This is a genomic window from Cellulosimicrobium sp. JZ28, from assembly GCF_015327065.1.
Classification (GTDB): Bacteria; Actinomycetota; Actinomycetes; order Actinomycetales; family Cellulomonadaceae; genus Cellulosimicrobium; species Cellulosimicrobium funkei.
This window is the reverse complement of sequence record NZ_CP017660.1, coordinates 491,928-511,195: the sequence shown is the minus strand read 5'-3', so window position 1 is coordinate 511,195 and position 19,268 is coordinate 491,928. Positions and strand designations below refer to the sequence as shown.

The 19,268-nt window shown below is 74.5% G+C and carries 16 protein-coding genes; 8 read left to right on the top strand and 8 right to left on the bottom strand.

Translation table 11 applies throughout. The features are described 5' to 3' along the window. Positions 1–395: 395 nt before the first annotated feature. Positions 396–1,253: a hypothetical protein gene (locus BJP59_RS02375; protein WP_194522109.1), complete on the bottom strand. Its 858-nt coding sequence runs from the start codon at positions 1,251–1,253 to the stop codon at positions 396–398. Between the two features lie 228 nt (positions 1,254–1,481). Between BJP59_RS02375 and BJP59_RS02370 the strand changes: the two genes are divergently transcribed. Then, positions 1,482–2,378, top strand: a complete 897-nt coding sequence (locus BJP59_RS02370) for an A/G-specific adenine glycosylase (protein WP_442861540.1) — start codon at positions 1,482–1,484, stop codon at positions 2,376–2,378. A 7-nt stretch (positions 2,379–2,385) separates the two neighbouring features. Here BJP59_RS02370 and BJP59_RS02365 read toward each other — a convergent pair whose 3' ends face one another. From BJP59_RS02365 to BJP59_RS02350, 4 genes are all read right to left on the bottom strand, one after another. After that, positions 2,386–4,359 (bottom strand): glycoside hydrolase family 127 protein, encoded by a 1,974-nt coding sequence (locus BJP59_RS02365; RefSeq protein WP_194522108.1) that lies wholly within the window; start codon positions 4,357–4,359, stop codon positions 2,386–2,388. A 113-nt stretch (positions 4,360–4,472) separates the two neighbouring features. After that, positions 4,473–5,363, bottom strand: a complete 891-nt coding sequence (locus BJP59_RS02360; RefSeq protein ID WP_086149031.1) for a carbohydrate ABC transporter permease — start codon at positions 5,361–5,363, stop codon at positions 4,473–4,475. A 1-nt stretch (position 5,364) separates the two neighbouring features. Then, the gene (locus tag BJP59_RS02355; protein WP_144721683.1) at positions 5,365–6,375 is read right to left on the bottom strand and encodes a carbohydrate ABC transporter permease; all 1,011 of its coding nucleotides are present in this window, start codon (positions 6,373–6,375) and stop codon (positions 5,365–5,367) included. A 152-nt stretch (positions 6,376–6,527) separates the two neighbouring features. Further along, positions 6,528–7,805 carry an ABC transporter substrate-binding protein gene (locus BJP59_RS02350; RefSeq protein WP_228485239.1) on the bottom strand — a complete coding sequence of 426 codons (1,278 nt, stop codon included), beginning with the start codon at positions 7,803–7,805 and terminating at the stop codon, positions 6,528–6,530. Between BJP59_RS02350 and BJP59_RS02345 the strand changes: the two genes are divergently transcribed. Next, entirely contained in the window at positions 7,798–8,055 is a 258-nt protein-coding gene (locus tag BJP59_RS02345; RefSeq protein ID WP_194523158.1) for a hypothetical protein, read from the top strand. The two genes, BJP59_RS02350 and BJP59_RS02345, sit on opposite strands and share 8 nt — an antisense overlap. 110 nt (positions 8,056–8,165) lie before the next feature. Continuing rightward, positions 8,166–9,197 carry a LacI family DNA-binding transcriptional regulator gene (locus BJP59_RS02340; protein ID WP_086149034.1) on the top strand — a complete coding sequence of 344 codons (1,032 nt, stop codon included), beginning with the start codon at positions 8,166–8,168 and terminating at the stop codon, positions 9,195–9,197. On the opposite strand, the gene BJP59_RS02335 is transcribed toward BJP59_RS02340, so the two are convergent. Both BJP59_RS02335 and BJP59_RS02330 read right to left on the bottom strand, forming a co-directional pair. Then, positions 9,190–9,825: an amino-acid N-acetyltransferase gene (locus tag BJP59_RS02335; RefSeq protein ID WP_194522106.1), complete on the bottom strand. Its 636-nt coding sequence runs from the start codon at positions 9,823–9,825 to the stop codon at positions 9,190–9,192. The genes BJP59_RS02340 and BJP59_RS02335 overlap by 8 nt on opposite strands. Positions 9,826–9,850: 25 nt before the next feature. Next, a complete protein-coding gene (locus BJP59_RS02330) occupies positions 9,851–10,801 on the bottom strand; it encodes a sugar-binding transcriptional regulator (RefSeq protein ID WP_034655252.1) in 951 nt (316 codons plus the stop codon). A gap of 230 nt (positions 10,802–11,031) precedes the next feature. Here BJP59_RS02330 and BJP59_RS02325 point away from each other — a divergent pair, with 230 nt between their 5' ends. The 5 genes from BJP59_RS02325 to BJP59_RS02305 all read left to right on the top strand — a co-directional run bounded on the left by BJP59_RS02325 (position 11,032) and on the right by BJP59_RS02305 (position 17,382). Then, positions 11,032–12,780 (top strand): glycerol-3-phosphate dehydrogenase/oxidase, encoded by a 1,749-nt coding sequence (locus BJP59_RS02325; RefSeq protein WP_114552824.1) that lies wholly within the window; start codon positions 11,032–11,034, stop codon positions 12,778–12,780. 173 nt (positions 12,781–12,953) lie between these two features. Then, entirely contained in the window at positions 12,954–13,715 is a 762-nt protein-coding gene (locus BJP59_RS02320) for an MIP/aquaporin family protein (RefSeq protein WP_021482286.1), read from the top strand. Between the two features lie 136 nt (positions 13,716–13,851). Continuing rightward, on the top strand, positions 13,852–15,369 hold the full coding sequence (gene glpK, locus BJP59_RS02315; protein WP_021482287.1) for a glycerol kinase GlpK: 1,518 nt from the start codon (positions 13,852–13,854) through the stop codon (positions 15,367–15,369). A 151-nt stretch (positions 15,370–15,520) separates the two neighbouring features. After that, positions 15,521–16,030, top strand: coding sequence for a pyridoxamine 5'-phosphate oxidase family protein (locus BJP59_RS02310; RefSeq protein ID WP_194522105.1), 510 nt, complete (start codon positions 15,521–15,523; stop codon positions 16,028–16,030). Between the two features lie 44 nt (positions 16,031–16,074). After that, positions 16,075–17,382 carry an alpha/beta fold hydrolase gene (locus BJP59_RS02305; protein WP_228485238.1) on the top strand — a complete coding sequence of 436 codons (1,308 nt, stop codon included), beginning with the start codon at positions 16,075–16,077 and terminating at the stop codon, positions 17,380–17,382. A gap of 70 nt (positions 17,383–17,452) precedes the next feature. Here the strand turns inward: BJP59_RS02305 and BJP59_RS02300 are convergent, their stop codons facing one another. Continuing rightward, positions 17,453–19,015 carry a hypothetical protein gene (locus tag BJP59_RS02300; RefSeq protein WP_194522104.1) on the bottom strand — a complete coding sequence of 521 codons (1,563 nt, stop codon included), beginning with the start codon at positions 19,013–19,015 and terminating at the stop codon, positions 17,453–17,455. Positions 19,016–19,268: the final 253 nt, after the last annotated feature.

Genomic DNA, 19,268 nt, shown 5'->3' with positions numbered 1-19,268 from the left:
GCGAGCCAGTCAACCAGCCAGGAGCGCCTACCGCAATGGTTTTCGGTCTCGAGTTCGCGGCGCCGCCGGGTCAGCGCTCTGCGCCCCCGCTGGCGCATATTCGTTCTGCCCGCTGCGATATCGGACGCTGCGACGCCATCTCATCGACCGGCAGAGCCATCGACACGACCATTCTCCGAAAACACCCTTCCATCCGTTTCGCCGAGGTGGTCCGCACAGGGGCGACCGCTCCGCCCCCTCGTGGGCGGAGCGCCGCGGGTGCCGCGAGGACGGGGCGGCGAGGAAGAGGGGCACGGGCGAGCACAGGGCACAGGGCACAGGGCGGAGGGAAGGTCCGGCCGGCAGCGGGTCGCAGGGTGCGAGGAGCGCGACGTCGCCGCGGAGCGGGCTCGGCCCTACGCCCCGTCGGTCGTCGCGTCCGGCGGCGCGGCGCCCTCCGCGGGCGCCGTCCCGTCCGCGGGAGCCGTCCCGTCCGCGGGCGCCGTCCCGTCCGCGGGCGGGGTCCCCTCGGCGGGAGGAGCGGTCCCGTCCGCCGGGGTGGTGCCCTCAGGGGGTGCGGTGCCGTCGGCCGGTGCGGTGGTCTCGGCCGGGTCCGGCGTGGGGGCGGGCGGAGCGAGCAGGGTGAAGGTCACGGGCTCGCTCGTCGCGCCGTCGACGCCGGCGATGCTCACCACCGCCGTGTACGTGCCGGGGTCGACCTCGGGCTGGTCGGGCGCGCAGCCCTCGACCGAGCGGTGGCGGTCCCACCGCACGAGCCGCGACGGGTCCTCGTCGCCCGTGCTCATGAGGAGCAGGCGCTCGGTGGACCCGCAGTGGGCCGACGACCACACGAGCTCGTCGCCCGAGTAGACGAGCACCTGACGGCCCGCGTCCGACCCGTCGACGAGACACGGCCGCCCGCCGGACTGCCGGACGGTCACGTCGAGCTGCACGGCGCGACCGGGCTCGTACTCGGCGGCGTTCGTCGTCACGACGAGCTCGAGCGACGCCGCCGTGCAGTCGCGGGGCGGGCCCGCGGCCTCGGGCGTGGGGGGCGGCGACTTGCCCTCCTGCGCGCTCGCGTCGCCGCTCAGCAGCGGCCCGACGGCGCGGACGGCCACCTGGCCGAGCAGCACGAGGCCGACGACGAGCGCCACGAGGAGGAGGAGCGCGACGAGCCGACGCCGCACCAGGGCGGCGCGCGTGGGCGCGCCCGGCCCGGTGCTCGGGCGGGTGCTCGGCCTCGGGGTGCGGTCGGTCCGCGGCGTGCTCACGGGTCCTCCGTCGTGCTCGTGCTGGTCGGGACCACGCTAGCCGTGGGGGCGCCCCGCGGGACCGGTGCCGCGCCGACGGCGGCCCAGGTCGGGGCACAATGTGTGCGGCCCGACCCCGACCCTCCCGAGGACCCACCACCCGTGCCAGCCCCCGCCCCCCGCCCGGCGCGCGCCGACGGCCCCGCCCGCACGGCACCCTCGACTGCGCCCTCGACCGCGCTCTCGACCGTGGCCGGAGACCCGCACGCGGGGCTGCGCGACGCCGTCGGGCGCTGGTTCGGCGCGACGGCCCGCGACCTGCCGTGGCGGGCCGCGGACCGCACCGCGTGGGGCGTGCTGGTGAGCGAGGTGATGCTGCAGCAGACGCCGGTCGTGCGGGTCGAGCCGGCCTGGCGGGCCTGGATGGAGCGCTGGCCCGAGCCGGCCGACCTCGCGGCCGCACCGACCGCCGACGTGCTGCGCGCGTGGGGCCGGCTGGGCTACCCGCGGCGCGCGCTGCGCCTGCAGGAGTGCGCCCGGGCGATCGTCGAGCGGCACGACGGCGAGGTGCCCCGCGGCGAGGAGGCGCTGCGCGCCCTGCCGGGGGTCGGCGAGTACACCGCCGCGGCGGTCACCGCGTTCGCGCACGGGCGCCGCGCGGTCGTCGTCGACACGAACGTGCGCCGCGTCCTGGCGCGGGCGGTCGGGGGCGTCGCGCTGCCCGCGCCGTCGTACACGGCCGCGGAGCGCGCGACCGCCGCAGCGGTCGCCCCACCCGCCGACGACGACGCGGTGCTGTGGGCGGCCGCGTCGATGGAGCTCGGCGCGCTCGTCTGCACGGCGCGCGCGCCCCGGTGCGGCGTCTGTCCCGTCCGCGACGCGTGCGCGTGGCGCCTGGCCGGGCGCCCCGGCGACGAGCACGCGGCCCGACGCCGCACGCAGGCCTGGGCCGGCACCGACCGGCAGGCGCGGGGCCGGGTCATGGCGGCGCTGCGCGACGCGCCGGGCCCGGTGCCGCGCGGCGTCGTGGCCGAGGTGTGGCACGACGCCGCGCAGCTCGACCGGTGCGTGGCGAGCCTCGTCGAGGACGGGCTCGTCGAGCAGGTCGACGGGCCGGGCGGGGTGCTCTACCGGCTCCCCGCCTGACCCGCCGTCAGACGGTCGGGAGCCACACGCGCATCGTCGACGGACCCCGGCCCGCCCAGTCGTGGTACGGCACGAGCCGCACGTCGACGGGCTCCGCCGGGGCGACCCCGGCGCGCGCGGACCCGGTCCGTCCCGGGGCGCCGCCGTGCAGGGGCGCGTACGGCCAGGGGCCGGGCGCCGGGTCGACGAGCAGCCCGCGGACGACGACGTGCCCGTCCTCCTCGCGCGGCGCGACGGCGACGTCGACCCGCAGGTCGGCGACGTCGCGGCCACCGGGCAGGTCCACCGACTCCACGCACAGCACCTCGGGGCCCCGCTGCACGGCCACGCACCCGCGCACGGCGTCGATCCGGTCGTCGGGCACGAGGAACCGGGGCGCCACGTCGAGGTCGAGCGTGACGACGCTCCCCGGTCGCAGGTCCGGCACCGCGACGGTGCCCGCGGGCACGTGGCGGGCGGGTCCGTCGTCGACCACGAGCAGCCCCGAGCCCGACCACGCGGGGACGCGGAGCGTGAGCGCCCACCGCTCCGGCGCCTCGACGACGCGCACGCGGACGCGGCCCGTGGCCGGGTAGTCGGTCTCGACGTCGAGCGCGACCGGCTCTCCCGACGGGAGCGTCGCGCGGACCTCGCTCGGTGCGTACTGGTGGAGCTGCACCCCGCCGTCGTCGACGGTGGCGAGGTACCCGGCGAGGCTCGCGAACGTGCGCGCGACGTTGGGCGGGCAGCACGACACCTCGAACCACGGCGCGCGCAGCGACGACTCGGCGCGCTTGCTCACCTGGTCCGGCGCGGCCGGCTCGCCCGGGACGCGCTGGTGGAGCGTGTTCGCGTAGTAGAAGGCGCGGCCGTCGTGCGCGGGCGACGTCGCGACCACGTTGAAGAGGGCGCGCTCCACGACGTCGGCGTAGCGCGCGTCGCCCTGCGCGAGCAGGAGGCGCCACGCGACCATGACCGACCCGATCGACGCGCACGTCTCCGAGTAGGCGCGGTCCGGCGGCAGCACGAAGTCGTCGCCGAACGCCTCGTCCTGGTGGTGCGACCCCTGCCCGCCGGTGACGTAGGTGCGCGCGGCCTGTGTGCGCTCCCACTGCCGCGCGACCGCGGCGACGAGCTCGTCGTCCCCGGTCTCCACGGCCACGTCGACGGCCCCCGCGGCGAGGTAGTTCGCGCGCACCGCGTGGCCCCGGAACACCGTGGCCTCGCGCACCGGGACGTCGTCCTGGTAGTACGAGCGGCCCCACTCGATGTCCGCGAGCGTGCCGTGCCCACGCCGCTCGACGAAGAGCGCCGCCTGGCGCACGTAGCGCGGCTCGTCGAGCGCGCGCCCGAGCTCCGCGAGCGCCACCTCGACCTCCGCGTGCCCGCACACGCCCTGGATGCCGTCGGGCCCGAACGTCTCGCACACGTGGTCGGCGGAGCGCCGCGCGACCTCGACGAGGAGGTCGTCGGGGTGGCCGGTGCGCACGCGCGCGACGGCCGCCTGCAGGAGGTGGCCCTGCACGTAGAGCTCGTGGCCCCACTCGAGGTCCGTGTACCGGGCGGGCTGCCCCGGGTGGCCGAACCGCGTGCACAGGTACCCGTCGGGTGCCTGCGCCGCGGCGACGCGCTCGACGATCGCGCCGAAGCGGCGCTCGAGGGCGTCGTCGGGCCGGCGCCCGAGCTCCCAGGCCATCGCCTCGAGCAGCTTGTACACCTCGGAGTCGCTGAACTCGCGGCCGCGCCGCGTCGTCGCGACGTCGCCCCGCACGACGGCGTCGAAGTTGCCGAGCCAGCCCTCGGCCTCGAGCCAGTGCTCGATGTGCGCGAGCGTCGCGGTCCGGTTGACCTCCTGGCGCTCGCCCCAGAACCCGCCCGTGATGCGCACCTGCGCCAGCCCGAGCGGCTGCAGCCGCCCGGTCGCGGGGACGACCGGGCGTCCGCCGTCGGTCGGGCGGGCACCGGTCCCCGTCGTCCGGGGCACCGTCGGGGTCGTGGTCATGGCAGCACCTCCCGAGGCGACGGGGTCGCCTCGTCGTTCGTCGGGGACGACGCCGGACGGCGTCGGATCGGTAGGCCGCAGGGCGGGGTCGAGGTGGGGGACGTGCGTCGTCGTCATCCCTTCAGCGCCCCGGACATGAAGCCGCGCACGTAGTGGCGCTGGAGCAGCAGGAACAGGACGATGCACGGCGCCGCGAGCACGACGACGCCCGCCTGGGTCGCGCCGTAGTCGACGATCCCCATGACCTGCTGGCGCATGTTGGCGACCGCGAGCGGCAGCGGCGCCTTCGTCGAGTCGGTGATGAGGATGAGCGGCGCCACGAAGTCGTTCCACGCGGCGAGGAACGCGAACAGGCCCACGGTGATGAGCCCGGGCTTGACGGCGGGGACGAGCACGCGGCGCAGCGCCCCGAAGGACGAGCACCCGTCGACCATCGCCGCCTCGTCGAGCTCGCGCGGGACGGACTCGAACGAGATCCGCATCATGAACGTCGCGAACGGGAGCTGGAACATCGTGAGGACCAGCGCCAGGCCGAGCAGCGAGTTCTGCAGGTGCAGCGTGTTGAGCAGCACGTAGAGCGGGATGAGGAGCGTCGCGTACGGCACCATGAGGATCGCGAGCGTCACGAGGAACAGCACGTCGCGCCCGGGGAACCGGAACCGTGCGAACGCGAACCCGCCGAGCAGCGAGACGGTCAGCGTGAAGAGCACCGTGAGCCCGGAGACGACGACGGAGTTCCACAGGTACTGGCCGATGCCGGCCTGGTAGCCCGCGAGCGTCACGTAGTTGCCGAAGCCCCAGCCGTCGACCTGGTTGCTGCCGGGCTGCGGCGAGAACGACGCCACGCCGGCCCACACCAGGGGGAAGAGGAAGACGATCGCGAGCCCCCCGGTGAGCACCCAGTACGGGGTGCGCGTGAGGATGCCGGCGATACGGGCACGAGGAGCCGGCGCGGGACGTGCGCCGGGCGCGGGGCGGGCGGGGGCGGTTGCCGTGACGGCCATGTCACTTCTCCTCGGGTGCGCGCATGCCACGGACCTGCGCGACGTTGATGAGCACGAGGGCCGCGAGCACGATGATCGACAGCGCGGCGGCCACGCCCAGGTCGTTCTGCCCCTGGAAGGCGATGTTGTAGATGAGTTGGACGACGGTGATGGTGCTGTTGTCCGGCCCGCCCTTGGTGAGGATGTAGAACTGGTCGAACGCGAGCAGCGACCCGGTGACGCAGAGGATCGTGCAGAGCGCGAGCGACGGGCGCAGCAGCGGGACGGTCACGCGCGCGAACGTCTGCCACCGGTTGGCGCCGTCCATGCGGGCCGCCTCGTACACCTCGTGCGGGATGCCCTGGAGCCCCACCATGAGCAGCAGCATGTAGAAGCCGGCGAAGCGCCAGACGATGAGGAACACCGTCGACCAGAGCGCGCCGTCGGGCGACCCGAGGAACGAGACGGGCTCGTCGACGAGCCCCAGGCGCTCCAGCAGCGGCGAGATCGGCCCCACCTGCGGCGAGTACAGCGCGTAGAAGAGCAGCGACGCGGACGCGAGGCCCAACGCGCTCGGCACGAGGATGGACGTGCGCAGGAAGCTCTTCCACCGGCTCGACTCCTGCACCAGGAGCGCGAACCCCAGCCCCAGCGCGATGAGGAGCACGGTGGCGATGGCCGTGTACTTCAGGGTGAAGACGACGGAGTCCCAGAAGAACCGGTTCTCGACGGCGTCGCGGAAGTTGTCGGGGAAGTTCACGCCGCGGTTGCCCGCCAGGAGCGGCCAGTCGGACGCCGACATCTGGCCGACGAGCAGCACCGGCAGGACGAAGAGGACGAGGACGAACACGGCCGTCGGCGCGGCGTAGGCCCACCCGCGGGCGGACTGCGACCGACCGGGTCGACGGCGGCGCGCGGCGCCCGCGGTCCCGGCGGCGCGGGGCGGTCGGTCGTCGCTCGGGACGGGCCCGCGGGCCGCCGGGCCGTGCGGCACGGGTGGTGGCGGCGTCGAGGGCGCGGACTGCACGGACATGGCTGGTCTCCTGGGACGGGGGGCGAGGGAAGCCGGACCGGGCTCGCCGCCGCACGGCCTGCGGGCGGCGGCGAGCGCTGTGGTCGACCGGGTCGGTGGTCGGGCGGTGGACCCGCGGGAGGTCGCCGGCGGCGCGGGGACCTCCCGGGGCCTCACTGCGACAGGACCGCCGTGATCTCCTCGTTGTCCGGCTCGATGCTCGCGCCGTCGCCGAACACGGCGTTGCGCACGAGCGTGAGCCACGGGCTGTTCGGCGCGTTGAACGCCTGCTGGAAGTTGCGCGCGACGGGCGTGCGGCCCTGGCTCGCGATCTCGTTGATCGTCATGACGCGCGGGTCGGCGGACGAGAACTCGTTGTCGACCAGGTCGGCACGGGACACGACGTCGCCGTTCTTGGCGAGGACCTGCACCTGGGCGTCCTCGGACATCATCCAGGACAGGAAGTTCCACGCCTGGTCCGACTTCTCGCTGTCCTTGGAGATGCCGATGCCGTCGCCGCCGACGAAGGTCGACCCGCCGCCGTCGGGTCCGGGGATCGGCGCGACGCCGACGTCCACCGTCTCGTCGGCCGTCGACAGGAGCGTCGCCGGGTACGGCATGACGCCGATCTTGCCCTCCTGGAAGGGGGCGACCCACGTGGCACCCGTCTCGTCGCGCGTGCCCGCGCCGACGGCGTCGGAGTCGACGAGGTCCTTGTAGACGGCGTACACGTCCTGCGCGGTGTCGCTCGCCAGGAGCGACTCGGCGCCGCCGTCGCCGAGGACCTCCTCGTCCGCGGCCCAGATCGACGGGAACCACGTGAAGACGAGGCACCCGCCGCAGTTCCCGCCGAAGAACGTGCCGTCCACCCCGCCACCGAGCGCGTCGACGGCCTTGGCCTGCTCCGCGAACTCGGTGAGCGACGTCGGCGGCGCCTCGGGGTCGAGGCCCGCCTGCTCGTAGAGGTCCTTGTTGTAGAAGAGGACGGAGACGTCGAGGACGAACGGGAGGATGTACTCCTGGTCCTCGTACGTGCCGGCCTCGAGGTGGCCCGGGTTGATCTCGTCCGCGAAGTCCAGCTGGTCGATGCGCCCGGTGACGTCCTGGTAGAGGCCCTGCTCGACCCAGTTCGGCACGTACACGATGTCGGCCGCGAACAGGTCCGGCAGGCCGCCGCTGCCCGCGGCGGCACCGACCTTCGCCACGTAGTCGTCGTTGGGGACGATGGTGAGCTCGACCTCGTTCTCGTGGCTCGCGTTGTACGCGTCCACCAGGAGCTTCGCCTGCTTCTCGAGCGGCGCGCGCGTCCACAGGGTGAGCGTGCTGCCGTCGTCGACGCCCTCGACGCTTCCCTCGCCCGTGCCGCCCGTCGCGGCGTCGTCGCCGCCCGAGGCGGACCCGCACGCGGCGAGCCCCAGCGCGACGAGGCCGGCGAGCGTCGTCGTGGCCACGGACCTCTTCCACGAGGTCCCGCGGTGGTGTGTCATCTCGTGTCTCCTCGTACTCGTCTTCGAGCCGTTGCACCTGCGCCCCGTGCTCGCGCTTCGGGCGAACACGTTTTCGGTCACGGTGTCGCGCTGCGGCGCGCTCCACCTGGCCGACCCTCCCCTCAGGCGGCTAGTGTTCGATGTCCTGGCGTCGACCGTGAGCGGGGTGCTCGCGTCGTCGCTGGCGCCGAAACCAACCGAAAAGGTTTTCTGAATGTATGGCAGCGCGATAGCCTCGTCAAGCAGGGCAGCGGGTTACAGTTCGATCACGGCTCGATCGTCGAGGGCGCAGCGCAGCGCACCGGCAGGAGGGGGAACGGCCTCATGACGACCCAGAGCGGGAGCGCCTCGCCGCGCGCGGCGACCCTCACCGACGTCGCACGCCTCGCCGGCGTGTCCATCGCGACCGCGTCGAAGGCGATCAACGGCCGCGACCAGGTCAAGGCCGAGACCCGCCTGCGCGTCCTCGAGGCCGCCGAGCGCCTGTCGTTCGCGCCCAACGCGCTCGCCCGCGGACTGCTCAAGGGCCGCACGGGCACGGTGGGGCTCCTCACGAGCGACCTCGAGGGCCGGTTCTCGATCCCGGTCCTCATGGGGGCCGAGGACGCGTTCGGGGCGGGCCGCGTGTCCGTCTTCCTGTGCGACGCGCGGGGCGACGCCATCCGCGAGCAGCACCACGTGCGCGCCCTGCTCTCCCGGCGCGTGGACGGCCTCATCGTCGTGGGGTCGCGGACCGACCCGCGCCCCCCGCTCAGCGCCGACGTCCCCGTCCCGGTCGTCTACGCCTACGCGCCGTCGGAGGACCTCTCCGACGTCTCGATCACCGCGGACAACGTGGGCGCGGGCCGCCTCGCCGTCGAGCACCTGCTCTCGTGCGGGCGCCGCCGGGTCGCGCACGTCTCGGGCGACCCCGGGTACAAGGCCGCGCAGGACCGTGCGGCGGGCGCCGAGGCGGCGGTGGCCGCCGCCGGGCTCGAGCTCGTCGGCGGACAGACGTACTTCGGCTCGTGGAGCGAGGGCTGGGGACGGGGCGCGGCGCGCATGATCGTCGAGCAGCACGGCGACGTCGACGCGTTCTTCTGCGGCTCCGACCAGATCGCTCGCGGCGTGCTCGACGCGCTGCGCGAGCTCGGCCGCGACGTGCCGGGCGAGGTGTCGGTCATCGGGTTCGACAACTGGGAGGTGCTCACGACGAACGCCCGCCCCCAGCTCACGAGCGTCGACATGAACCTCGAGCGGCTCGGGCGCGTCGCGGCGCAGCGCCTCTTCGCCGCGATCGACGGCACGGTGCGCCCGGGCGTCGAGGAGCTCCCCTGCCGCGTGGTGACCCGCGCGTCGACGGTCCCGATCAGCTGAGCACGGAGTCCGCGGCGGCGCCGCTGCCGCGGTCGTCGAGGTCGTCGAGGTCGAGGAGCATCCGCGTGTTGCCGAGCGTGTTGGGCTTCACGCGCGCGAGGTCGAGGAACTCCGCGACGCCGTCGTCGTGCGAGCGCAGGAGCTCGGCGTACACCTCGGGGGACACGGGCGTCCCCTCGATGGTGCGGAAGCCGTGCGCACGGAAGAAGTCGACCTCGAACGTCAGGCAGAACACGCGCCGCAGGCCGAGCGCGCGGGCGCGGGCGACGAGCTCGACGACGAGCGCGTGCCCGACGCGGTGCCCGCGCCACGCCGGGTCCACCGCGAGCGTGCGGATCTCCGCGAGGTCGTCCCACATGACGTGCAGCGCCCCGCACCCGACGACGCGCCGCGCGTCCGCGCCGTCCGCCGCGTCCGGGTCCGGCACCTCGGCGACGACGAACTCCTGGACCGCCTCGTAGTACCCGACCATCTCCTTGGCGAGGAGGATGCGGTCCTCGGCGTAGGGCTGCACGAGCGCACGCACCGTCCGCACGTCCGCGGGCAGCGCGGGACGGACACGGACGGCAGAGGTCGTGGGCACCGCGACACTGTACGCGCGCGAAGCACCCGCTGCATAGTCATGCATCGGGACGCATATGTGCGCTCTGCGCTCAGGAGCCCCCGACGAGGTGGGCCGCCGTGATCTCGTCGACGACGAGGTCGGTCACCACGCCCGCGCGCAGGGCCGCGCGCAGCGGCGCCACCTTGTTGTCGCCCGCGACGGCGCACACCCGCCGCGGCACGCGCCGCAGCTCCTCGGGGGCCGGCCCCGTCGCGCGCTCGTTGAGCGCGATGTCGCGGTAGGTCCCGTCGGCGCGGAGGAACACCGTGCAGACGTCGCCGACGACGCCCTCGGCGTCGAGGACCGCGATGTCGTCGGGGTCGAGGTACCCCGCGGAGTACACGTGCGACGGCACGCCGCCCGCGACGGCCCCGACGGAGAACAGCGCGATGTCCGCCCGGTGCTGCACGTCGAGCACGCGGCGCACGGACCGCTCGCGCCACATCGCGCGCTTCGTCTCTGCGTAGTCGAAGAACGCGGGCACTGGGAAATGGTGCACGTGGGCGTCGAACGCGCTGCCGAAGCCCGCGATGAGGTCGCCCGCGTAGTGCACGCCCGACGTCCGCGTGTTCGCCGCCCCGTTGAGCTGCACGACGGCGCTCCCCCGGGTCGGCTTGCGCGGCAGGTGCCGGGACACGGCCGAGAGCGTCGTGCCCCACGCGATCCCGAGGATCATGTCGGAGTCGAACCACGTCGACAGCAGGCGCGCGGTCGTCAGCGCGACCTGCTCGAGCCGCTCGACCTGCGGCGCCTGGTCGGGCACGGGGACCACGTAGGCGTCGATCCCCCACGTGCTCGCGAGGTGCTGCCCGAGCCCCGGCCCGCGGCTGCGCGCGGGCCGCAGCGAGATCTCGACAAGACCCGTGTCGCGCGCCCGCTTCACCAGCCGCGACACCGTGGACCGCGACGTGTGCAGGTGCTTGGCGATCGCCTCCATCTTCATGTCCTGGAGGTAGTACATCGACGCCGCGCGCAGGACGTCCTGCTCCCGATCGACCATCGCGGTCTCCTTCCCGTCACCCCCATTCTGCACGTTCGTGCACCACGGTTGCGCGGGCGTTCGCCGCGTGGTGGTCTGGAGCGTGTGCCTCCGCGCCGGAGACCCCGGTGCACGCACGGCGGTTCCCGCTCGCGCACCCTGGTCGGGCGTGGGACCGTCGCTGTGAGCGCACCGTGGGCGCGATCGTCCCGCGGCGTGCCGCAGCACCGAGGGACGAGAGAGGAAGACGGATGGCATCCACGAGACTCACCGCGGACTCCCGGCGGCAGGCGCTCGCCGCGCTCGAGGCCAGCACCAGCGCGGACGCCGAGCTCGACGTCCTCGTGATCGGCGGCGGGGTCACCGGTGCCGGGATCGCGCTCGACGCGGTCACGCGCGGGCTCTCCACCGCGATCGTCGAGGCGCAGGACTGGTCGGCGGGGACGTCGAGCCGGTCGAGCAAGCTCGTGCACGGCGGCCTGCGCTACCTGCAGATGCTCGACTTCCACCTGGTCAAGGAGGCGCTCACCGAGCGCGACCTCCTGCTCAAGGAGATCGCGCCGCACCTCGTGCGCCCCGTCCCCTTCCTGTACCCGCTCGAGCACCGCGTGTGGGAGCGTGCCTACGTCGGCGCGGGCATCGCGCTCTACGACACGCTCGCGAGCGTCGCGCCCGGTCGCCGCGCGATGCCGCTGCACCGGCACCTGTCGCGCAGCCGCATGGAGAAGAAGTTCCCCGACCTCGCGCACGACGCGGCCGTCGGCGCCGTCCAGTACTGGGACGCGTCGGTCGACGACGCCCGCCTCGTCTCGACGCTCGTGCGCACCGCGGCGTCGTACGGCGCGCACGCGGCCTCCCGCACGCAGGTCGTCTCGCTCACCAAGGGCTCGACGGGCGCCGTGAACGGCGCCGTGCTCCAGGACCTCGAGACGGGCCGCGAGATCACCGTCCGGGCCCGCGCCGTGATCAACGCGACCGGCGTCTGGACGGAGGACACCGAGGCGCTCGCCGGCAGCGAGGGCGGCCTGCGGGTCCTCGCGTCCAAGGGCATCCACATCGTCGTGCCGCGCGAGCGCATCAAGGGCCAGGTCGGGCTGATCCTGCAGACCGAGAAGTCGGTCCTGTTCGTCATCCCGTGGTCCCGGTACTGGGTGATCGGCACGACCGACACCCCGTGGGAGCAGGAGCTCCAGCACCCCGTCGCGACCGCGGCCGACATCGACTACGTGCTCGAGCACGCGAACGCCGTGCTCGCCCACCCCCTCACGCGCGACGACATCATCGGCACGTGGGCGGGCCTTCGGCCGCTGCTCCAGCCGGGCACCAAGGAGGGCACCAGCTCCGCGAAGGTCTCGCGCGAGCACACGGTGGCCTCCCCGACCCCGGGCCTCACGGTCATCGCCGGCGGCAAGCTCACCACCTACCGCGTCATGGCGAAGGACGCGGTGGACTTCGCGATCGGCCAGCGCGCGAGCGCCCTGCCGTCCATCACGCACAAGATCCCGCTGCTCGGCGCCGTCGGCCTCGACGCCGTGCGCCGCCAGGCGCGGCCCTGGGCGTCCCGGTACGGCTGGACCCCGGCCATGGTCGACCACCTCCTGCACCGGTACGGGTCGAACCTGCGCGAGCTCGTCGAGCTGTGCGAGGCGCAGCCGGACCTCGCCCGTCCGCTCGAGCACGCGCCGGCCTACCTGCGCGCGGAGATCGCGTACGGCGTCTCGCACGAGGGGGCGCTGCACCTCGAGGACCTGCTCCTGCACCGGACCCGCCTCAACTACGAGGTGCCCGACCGGGGCCTCGCCGCGCTGCCCGAGATCGCGGCCGTCGCCGCCGAGATCCTCGGGTGGGACGACGCGACGCGCGACGCCGAGATCGCGAGCTACACCGCCCGCGCGGAGGCCGAGGCCGCCGCCGAGCAGGAGCCCGACGACGCGTCCGCCGAGCGCACCCGGCTGGAGGCGCCCGACGTGTCGCCGCTCCAGCCGCTCCGCACGACCTGACAGCTGCACATCGCCGCGAGCGAGCCCCGGGTGCCGACCGACGGGTCGGTCCCCGGGGCCCCGCACACCGACCCCACGGGGCGCACGCCGACGGCGGACCGACCCGAGGACCCGGCGCTCAGGTGCGTCGGGACGGTTGAGACAGAGAAGTCCACCACGAAAGAGAGAGCACGATGGATCAACTCCTCATGAACGCCTTCTGGTCCGAGATACTCGGCACGGCGACACTGATCCTCCTCGGCGCGGGCGTCGTCGCGAACGTCGTCCTCCCGAGGACCAAGGGCTTCAACGGCGGCTGGCTCCTCATCAACTTCGGATGGGGCCTCGCGGTCTTCGCCGGCGTCTACGTGGCCTACAAGTCGGGTGCGCACCTCAACCCGGCCGTGACCATCGGCCTCTTCACCGCCCAGGAGCCGTTCTTCTCCGTGACCGGCCCCGAGGGGCTCGTGACGGCGACCATCGAGCCGACGGTCGGCAACATGTTCCTGTACTTCGGGGCCCAGATGATCGGTGCCTTCATCGGCGCCGTGCTGGCGTTCCTGGCGTACAAGAAGCACTTCGACGAGGACGCGCCCGGCGCGACCAAGCTCGCGGTGTTCTCCACCGGCCCGGAGATCCGCTCCTACGCGTGGAACTTCGTCACGGAGGTCATCGCGACGTTCGTGCTCGTGTTCTTCGTCGTGGCGTCCGGCAAGACCCCGTCCGGCCTGGGGCCGCTCGCGGTCGCGCTCATCGTGGTCGGTATCGGCGCGAGCCTCGGTGGTCCCACCGGCTACGCCATCAACCCTGCCCGTGACCTCGGTCCCCGCATCGCGCACGCGGTGCTGCCGATCCGGGGCAAGGGCTCGAGCGACTGGGCCTACGCCTGGGTCCCGGTCGCCGGTCCGCTGGTCGGCGGCGTCCTCGCCGGCCTGCTCGGGGCCGCCTGGGTCTGACCGACCCGGACGACCGGACCTCTCCCCCGCGTGACCGGGGAGCCGGGGGCCTCCCCGGTCACGCGACCCGCGCCGTCGGGCGCCGGGCACCTACGCCGCAACCACACCCACACCGACGTGAAGGACTGAACGCACCATGGCCGACTACGTTCTCGCCATCGACCAGGGGACCACGAGCTCCCGGGCCATCGTCTTCAACCACTCCGGGGAGATCTACTCCACCGGGCAGCTCGAGCACGACCAGATCTTCCCGCGCGCGGGGTGGGTCGAGCACAACCCCGAGCAGATCTGGAACAACGTGCGCGAGGTCGTCGGTCTCGCCCTCACCCGAGGCAACCTCACGCACGAGGACATCGCGGCCGTCGGCATCACGAACCAGCGCGAGACGGCCGTCGTCTGGGACAAGACCACGGGCAAGCCCGTCTACAACGCCATCGTCTGGCAGGACACGCGCACCCAGAAGATCGTCGACGAGCTCGGCGGCGACGAGGGCCCCGAGAAGTACAAGTCGATCGTCGGCCTCCCGCTCGCCACCTACTTCTCCGGCCCGAAGATCAAGTGGATCCTCGACAACGTCGAGGGCGCGCGCGAGAAGGCCGAGAAGGGCGACCTGCTGTTCGGCAACACCGACACGTGGGTGCTGTGGAACATGACGGGCGGCACCGAGGGCGGCGTGCACGTCACCGACGTGACGAACGCGTCGCGCACGATGCTCATGGACCTCGACACGCTCTCCTGGCGCGAGGACATCGCCGCGGACATGGGCATCCCGCTGTCGATGCTCCCCGAGATCCGGTCGTCGTCCGAGGTGTACGGTCACGGCCGGCCCCGCGGCCTCGTCCCCGGCGTCCCGATCGCCGGCATCCTCGGCGACCAGCAGGCGGCGACGTTCGGCCAGGCGTGCTTCGAGGTCGGCCAGGCCAAGAACACGTACGGCACCGGCAACTTCCTGCTGCTCAACACGGGCACGGAGAAGGTCATGAGCAAGAACGGCCTGCTCACGACCGTCTGCTACAAGATCGGCGACGCACCCGCGGTGTACGCGCTCGAGGGCTCGATCGCCGTGACCGGCTCGCTCGTGCAGTGGCTGCGCGACAACCTGGGCATGTTCGAGGACGCGCCCGACGTCGAGTGGCTCGCGGGCAAGGTCCAGGACAACGGCGGCGCCTACTTCGTGCCGGCGTTCTCCGGCCTGTTCGCGCCCTACTGGCGGCCCGACGCGCGCGGCGCGCTCGTGGGCCTCACCCGCTACGTCAACCGCAACCACATCGCGCGCGCCGCGCTCGAGGCGACGGCGTTCCAGAGCCGCGAGGTCGTCGACGCGATGAACGCCGACTCGGGCGTCGACCTCACCGAGCTGCGCGTCGACGGCGGCATGGTCGCCAACGAGCTCCTCATGCAGTTCCAGGCCGACCAGCTCGGCGTCGACGTCGTGCGCCCCAAGGTCGCCGAGACGACCGCGCTCGGCGCCGCGTACGCCGCGGGCATCGCCGTCGGCTTCTGGAAGGGCGAGCAGGACGTCATCGACAACTGGGCCGAGGACAAGCGCTGGAGCCCGTCGATGGAGTCCGGCGAGCGCGAGCGCCTGTACCGGAACTGGAAGAAGGCCGTGACGAAGACCATGGAGTGGGTCGACGAGGACGTGGAGCAGTAGCCCGTCCAAGGACCACCCGCCGAGGGGGTGGGGTGCACGGCGCCGCGGCGCCGCGCACCCCACCCCCTCGCCGTGCTCCCACGGGGCGAGTCGCGCGCGTCGTGCCTAGCGTCGAGGTGCCGCGCCCCGCGGCCCGACGACGGGAGACGACATGACCGGCACGCACCACGAGCAGCCCCACGCGAGCTCCGACGAGGTCGCCACGGTCCGCGAGCTCATCAAGGACGAGAAGATCGCCATGCTGACCACCGTCGCGACCGACGGGAGCCTGGTGAGTCGGCCGATGGGCGTCCAGGCCGTCGACTTCGACGGCGACCTGTGGTTCTTCGCCGCCGCCGACTCGCACAAGGTCGCCGAGATCGCGCGGGACTCGGCGGCGAACGCGGCCTTCTCGGGCTCGACGTCCTGGGTCTCGGTGTCCGGGCGCGCCGCGGTCGTCCGCGACCGCGACAAGATCCGCGAGCTGTGGAGCACGGTCGCCGACGCCTGGTTCCCCGACGGCCCGGACACGCCCGGCGTGGTGCTCGTCCGGCTGCACGCCGACTCCGCGGAGTACTGGGACTCCCCCGGCGGCCGCGTCGCGACGCTCTTCAGCCTGGTCAAGGCGAAGGTCACCGGGTCGCGCTACGACGGCGGGGAGAACGAGACCGTCGAGCTGTGACGCGTGCCGCCGACCGCCGGGAGCGGCGCGGCTAGGGTGGCCGGGTGAGCGTCGCCCGCGAGACCGCGTACACCCTGCCCGGCATCCACGTCACCGACCGCGAGCTCGAGGTGCCGCTCGTGTGGGACGACGACACGGACCCTCGCCGCCTCACGCTGTTCGTGCGCGAGCTCGTCGACCCGGTCCGGCGTCACGACGACCTGCCGCTGCTCGTGTTCCTCCAGGGCGGCCCGGGTGGCAAGGGGCCCCGGCCCACGGGGCCGGACGGCTGGGTCGGCACCGCGCTCGCGACGCACCGGGTGGTGCTGCTCGACCAGCGCGGCACCGGCCGGTCCTCGGCCGTGCGCGGGGCGGCGCTCGCCGCGCGCGGCCCGGGAGCGGCCCAGGCCGAGTACCTCTCCCGCTTCCGGGCGGACGCGATCGTCGCCGACGCCGAGCATGTGCGCCGGACGGTGTACGGCGGGCGGCGGTGGACGTCGCTCGGCCAGTCCTACGGCGGCTTCCTCACGATGACGTACCTGTCGCGGGCGCCCGAGGCGCTCGCCGCGTGCTACGTCACGGGCGGGCTGCCCGGCCTGACGGCGGACGCGCGCGAGGTGTACCGCCGCACCCAGCCGCGCGTCGTCGCGAAGAACGCCGCCTACCGGGAGCGGTACCCGGACGACGCGGCCCGCCTCGCGCGCGTCGCGGACCTCCTCGCGGCCGACGACGTGCGCCTGCCCGACGGCGACCGGCTCACCGTGCGCCGGCTCCAGTCGCTCGGCACGGACCTCGGGATGAAGCCCGGCCCGGAGCGCATCCACTGGCTCGTGGACGAGGCGTTCGACGCGGACGCGCCGGACGCCCTCACGGACACGTTCCTCGCGGAGGTCGCGGCGGCGACGTCGTTCCGCACCAACCCGCTCTACGCCGTGCTCCACGAGTCGATCTACGCGCAGTCGGGCACGGGCCCGACGGCGTGGGCCGCCGAGGCGGTCCGCGCCGAGGAGCCGGCCCTCGACCCGGCGGCGCGACCGCTGCTCCTCACCGGCGAGATGATCTACCCCTGGATGCTCGAGGAGATCGCCGCGCTCCGGCCGTTCCGCGCGGCGGCGGAGGCGCTCGCCGCGCGCGAGGAGTGGCCCGACCTGTACGACCTCGACGTCCTCGCGCGCAACGAGGTGCCGGTCGAGGCGGCGGTGTACTTCGACGACATGTTCGTCGACGCCGGGCTCTCGCTCGAGACGGCGGCGCGCGTGGGCAACGTCCGCACGTGGGTGACGAACGAGCTCGAGCACGACGGCCTGCGCACGGGCGACGTCCTCGCGCGCCTGGCCGAGCGGCTCGCCGCCCGCGGCGGCCCGCGCGCCTGAGGCGTGCCGCGCCCGGGCGACCGGGTTGCATGGGACGCCGCGTGGGACTGTCGGGCCCGGGGGTGCGGAGTCAGGCGATCTGGTCGCGGCGCGCGCGGAGCACCCACGCCCCGGACACGAGCGCCCCGCCCAGCACCAGCGTGAGCAGGTCGAACCCCGCGTCGCCGCGCGGCGGGGCCGCTGGCGCCGCGACGGGCGCCCCGCCCGCGGCCACGACGACGGCGCCCGACGGGTCCGCCGTGCCGACCACCGGCGCCAGGTCGAGCGCGGGCCCGTCCGCCGTCGTCGGCGCGGACGCGTCCGGTGTCGCAGCGGGCGCCGGGGCGGCCGGAGCAGGTGACGCGGGCGGGGCGGCGGGCGCCTCGGGGACGGCCGGCCCGTCGAGCACGAGCTCCCACGACGTCTCGCCGACGAGGACGTAGCCGTCGAGCGCGCGCGCCGTCACGGTCACCGTGCCCCGGGCGGGATGGCGGCCCGGGGCGAGGACCCGCTCGTCGAGGACGAACTCCACGCCGTCGGCCCGCGGCACCTCGACCGCGGCCGGCGCGCCCGGGCGCGCGGCGACGACCACGGGCGCCGGCGCCCGGACCTCGGTGAGGCCGGAGAACACGAGCTCGACGGCGCGCGACCCGTCCGACCCCGCCAGCACCGGCTCCGCCTCGCCCTCCGCCGCGAGCCGCAGGCCCGCGGCCGGGGAGAGCGTGAGGACGACGCGCGCCACGTGGTCGAGGTACCCCTCGACGGCGTGCGTGCTGCCGGGCGGGAGCACCGCGCCGGTCGCGTCGCGGACGACGAGGCCCTCGGCGTCGGGCACGGTGTACGTGTCCGCCCTGCCCGGGCCGTCCTGCGCGGCGGGGAGCACCGCCGTGACGACGGGGAGCAGCTCCGTGACCGCCTCGGCGGCGGACCGCCCGTCCGGGAGCCGCAGCACGTGGCCGTCCTCCGCCGCGGCCGTCGCCCGCAGGACGCCGCCGTCCCGCGGCGCCTCGACGGTCCGGTACCCGTCGACCACCACCACGGTGCACGCCATCGGCTCGCCGCCCAGGGACCAGCGCACGCCCTCGACCACCGGCACGAGGTAGACCGCGTCCCCGGCCGCCGCGCGGACGAGGACCGGCGGCAGCACGACCACGCGGGGCGCGGGCTCGCCGTCGGGCACGGTGGGGTCGGGGCCGGGGGGCGTCTCGCCCTCCTCCGGGGTCGCCGGGTCGGGAGCGGGGACGGAGGGAGACGCGCCCTCCTCCGGAGCGGCCGACCCGGGCGCGGGAGGCTCCGGTCCGTCCGGCACGGGAGCGTCGGGAGCACCGGGCACGGCAGGCACGACGGGCCCGACGCCCACGGTGCCGGCGCCCGCGCCGGCACCGGAGTCCATGCCCGCGCCGGGGTCCGTGCCCGATGCCGCGTCGGGGCCCGTGCCGTCGGCCGCAGCGGTGGACGCCGCCGCACCCGCGGCACCGGGCCGGCCGTCCTCCACGACCCGCGCGAGGGTCTCCGTCGCCACGGGCGCGACGCCCGGGTCTGCCGCGGCGCGGGCGACCGGGACGGCGTGGGCCGTCGTGGACGCGCCGACCAGGACGGCGCCCACCAGCACCGCGGCGAGGGCGGTCCGCGGGCGGGCCCGGTGCACAGACATGGGCGTGCGGCTCCTCTCCGGTCGCGTCCGCGGGTGGACGCGCCCGAGGCCCCTATGCACGCGACGGCCACGCTGTCCGCATCGTCCCCGCGCGTCCCGTTTCGTCCGGGCTGGCGGGAGCCGCGGGCGACCCGGTTCGAGCGCTTCACCCGCCTTCCCCGAGAACCGGCGCACCTCCTCGCCTAGGGTGAGAGCGGATCACGGCGCGGTGCCGGCTCACGGGGCGGAGCCGTGGCCGGACGCGGTTCGCCGC

Excerpts from the sequence above, each read along its gene's own strand:
- BJP59_RS02365 (WP_194522108.1), bottom strand. The coding sequence starts at position 4,359 with ATGACCACGACCCCGACGGTGCCCCGGACGACGGGGACCGGTGCCCGC.
- BJP59_RS02360 (WP_086149031.1), bottom strand. The coding sequence starts at position 5,363 with ATGGCCGTCACGGCAACCGCCCCCGCCCGCCCCGCGCCCGGCGCACGT.
- BJP59_RS02355 (WP_144721683.1), bottom strand. The coding sequence starts at position 6,375 with ATGTCCGTGCAGTCCGCGCCCTCGACGCCGCCACCACCCGTGCCGCAC.
- BJP59_RS02340 (WP_086149034.1), top strand. The coding sequence starts at position 8,166 with ATGACGACCCAGAGCGGGAGCGCCTCGCCGCGCGCGGCGACCCTCACC.
- BJP59_RS02335 (WP_194522106.1), bottom strand. The coding sequence starts at position 9,825 with ATGCATGACTATGCAGCGGGTGCTTCGCGCGCGTACAGTGTCGCGGTG.
- BJP59_RS02330 (WP_034655252.1), bottom strand. The coding sequence starts at position 10,801 with ATGGTCGATCGGGAGCAGGACGTCCTGCGCGCGGCGTCGATGTACTAC.
- BJP59_RS02325 (WP_114552824.1), top strand. The coding sequence starts at position 11,032 with ATGGCATCCACGAGACTCACCGCGGACTCCCGGCGGCAGGCGCTCGCC.
- BJP59_RS02320 (WP_021482286.1), top strand. The coding sequence starts at position 12,954 with ATGGATCAACTCCTCATGAACGCCTTCTGGTCCGAGATACTCGGCACG.
- glpK (WP_021482287.1), top strand. The coding sequence starts at position 13,852 with ATGGCCGACTACGTTCTCGCCATCGACCAGGGGACCACGAGCTCCCGG.
- BJP59_RS02310 (WP_194522105.1), top strand. The coding sequence starts at position 15,521 with ATGACCGGCACGCACCACGAGCAGCCCCACGCGAGCTCCGACGAGGTC.
- BJP59_RS02300 (WP_194522104.1), bottom strand. The coding sequence starts at position 19,015 with ATGTCTGTGCACCGGGCCCGCCCGCGGACCGCCCTCGCCGCGGTGCTG.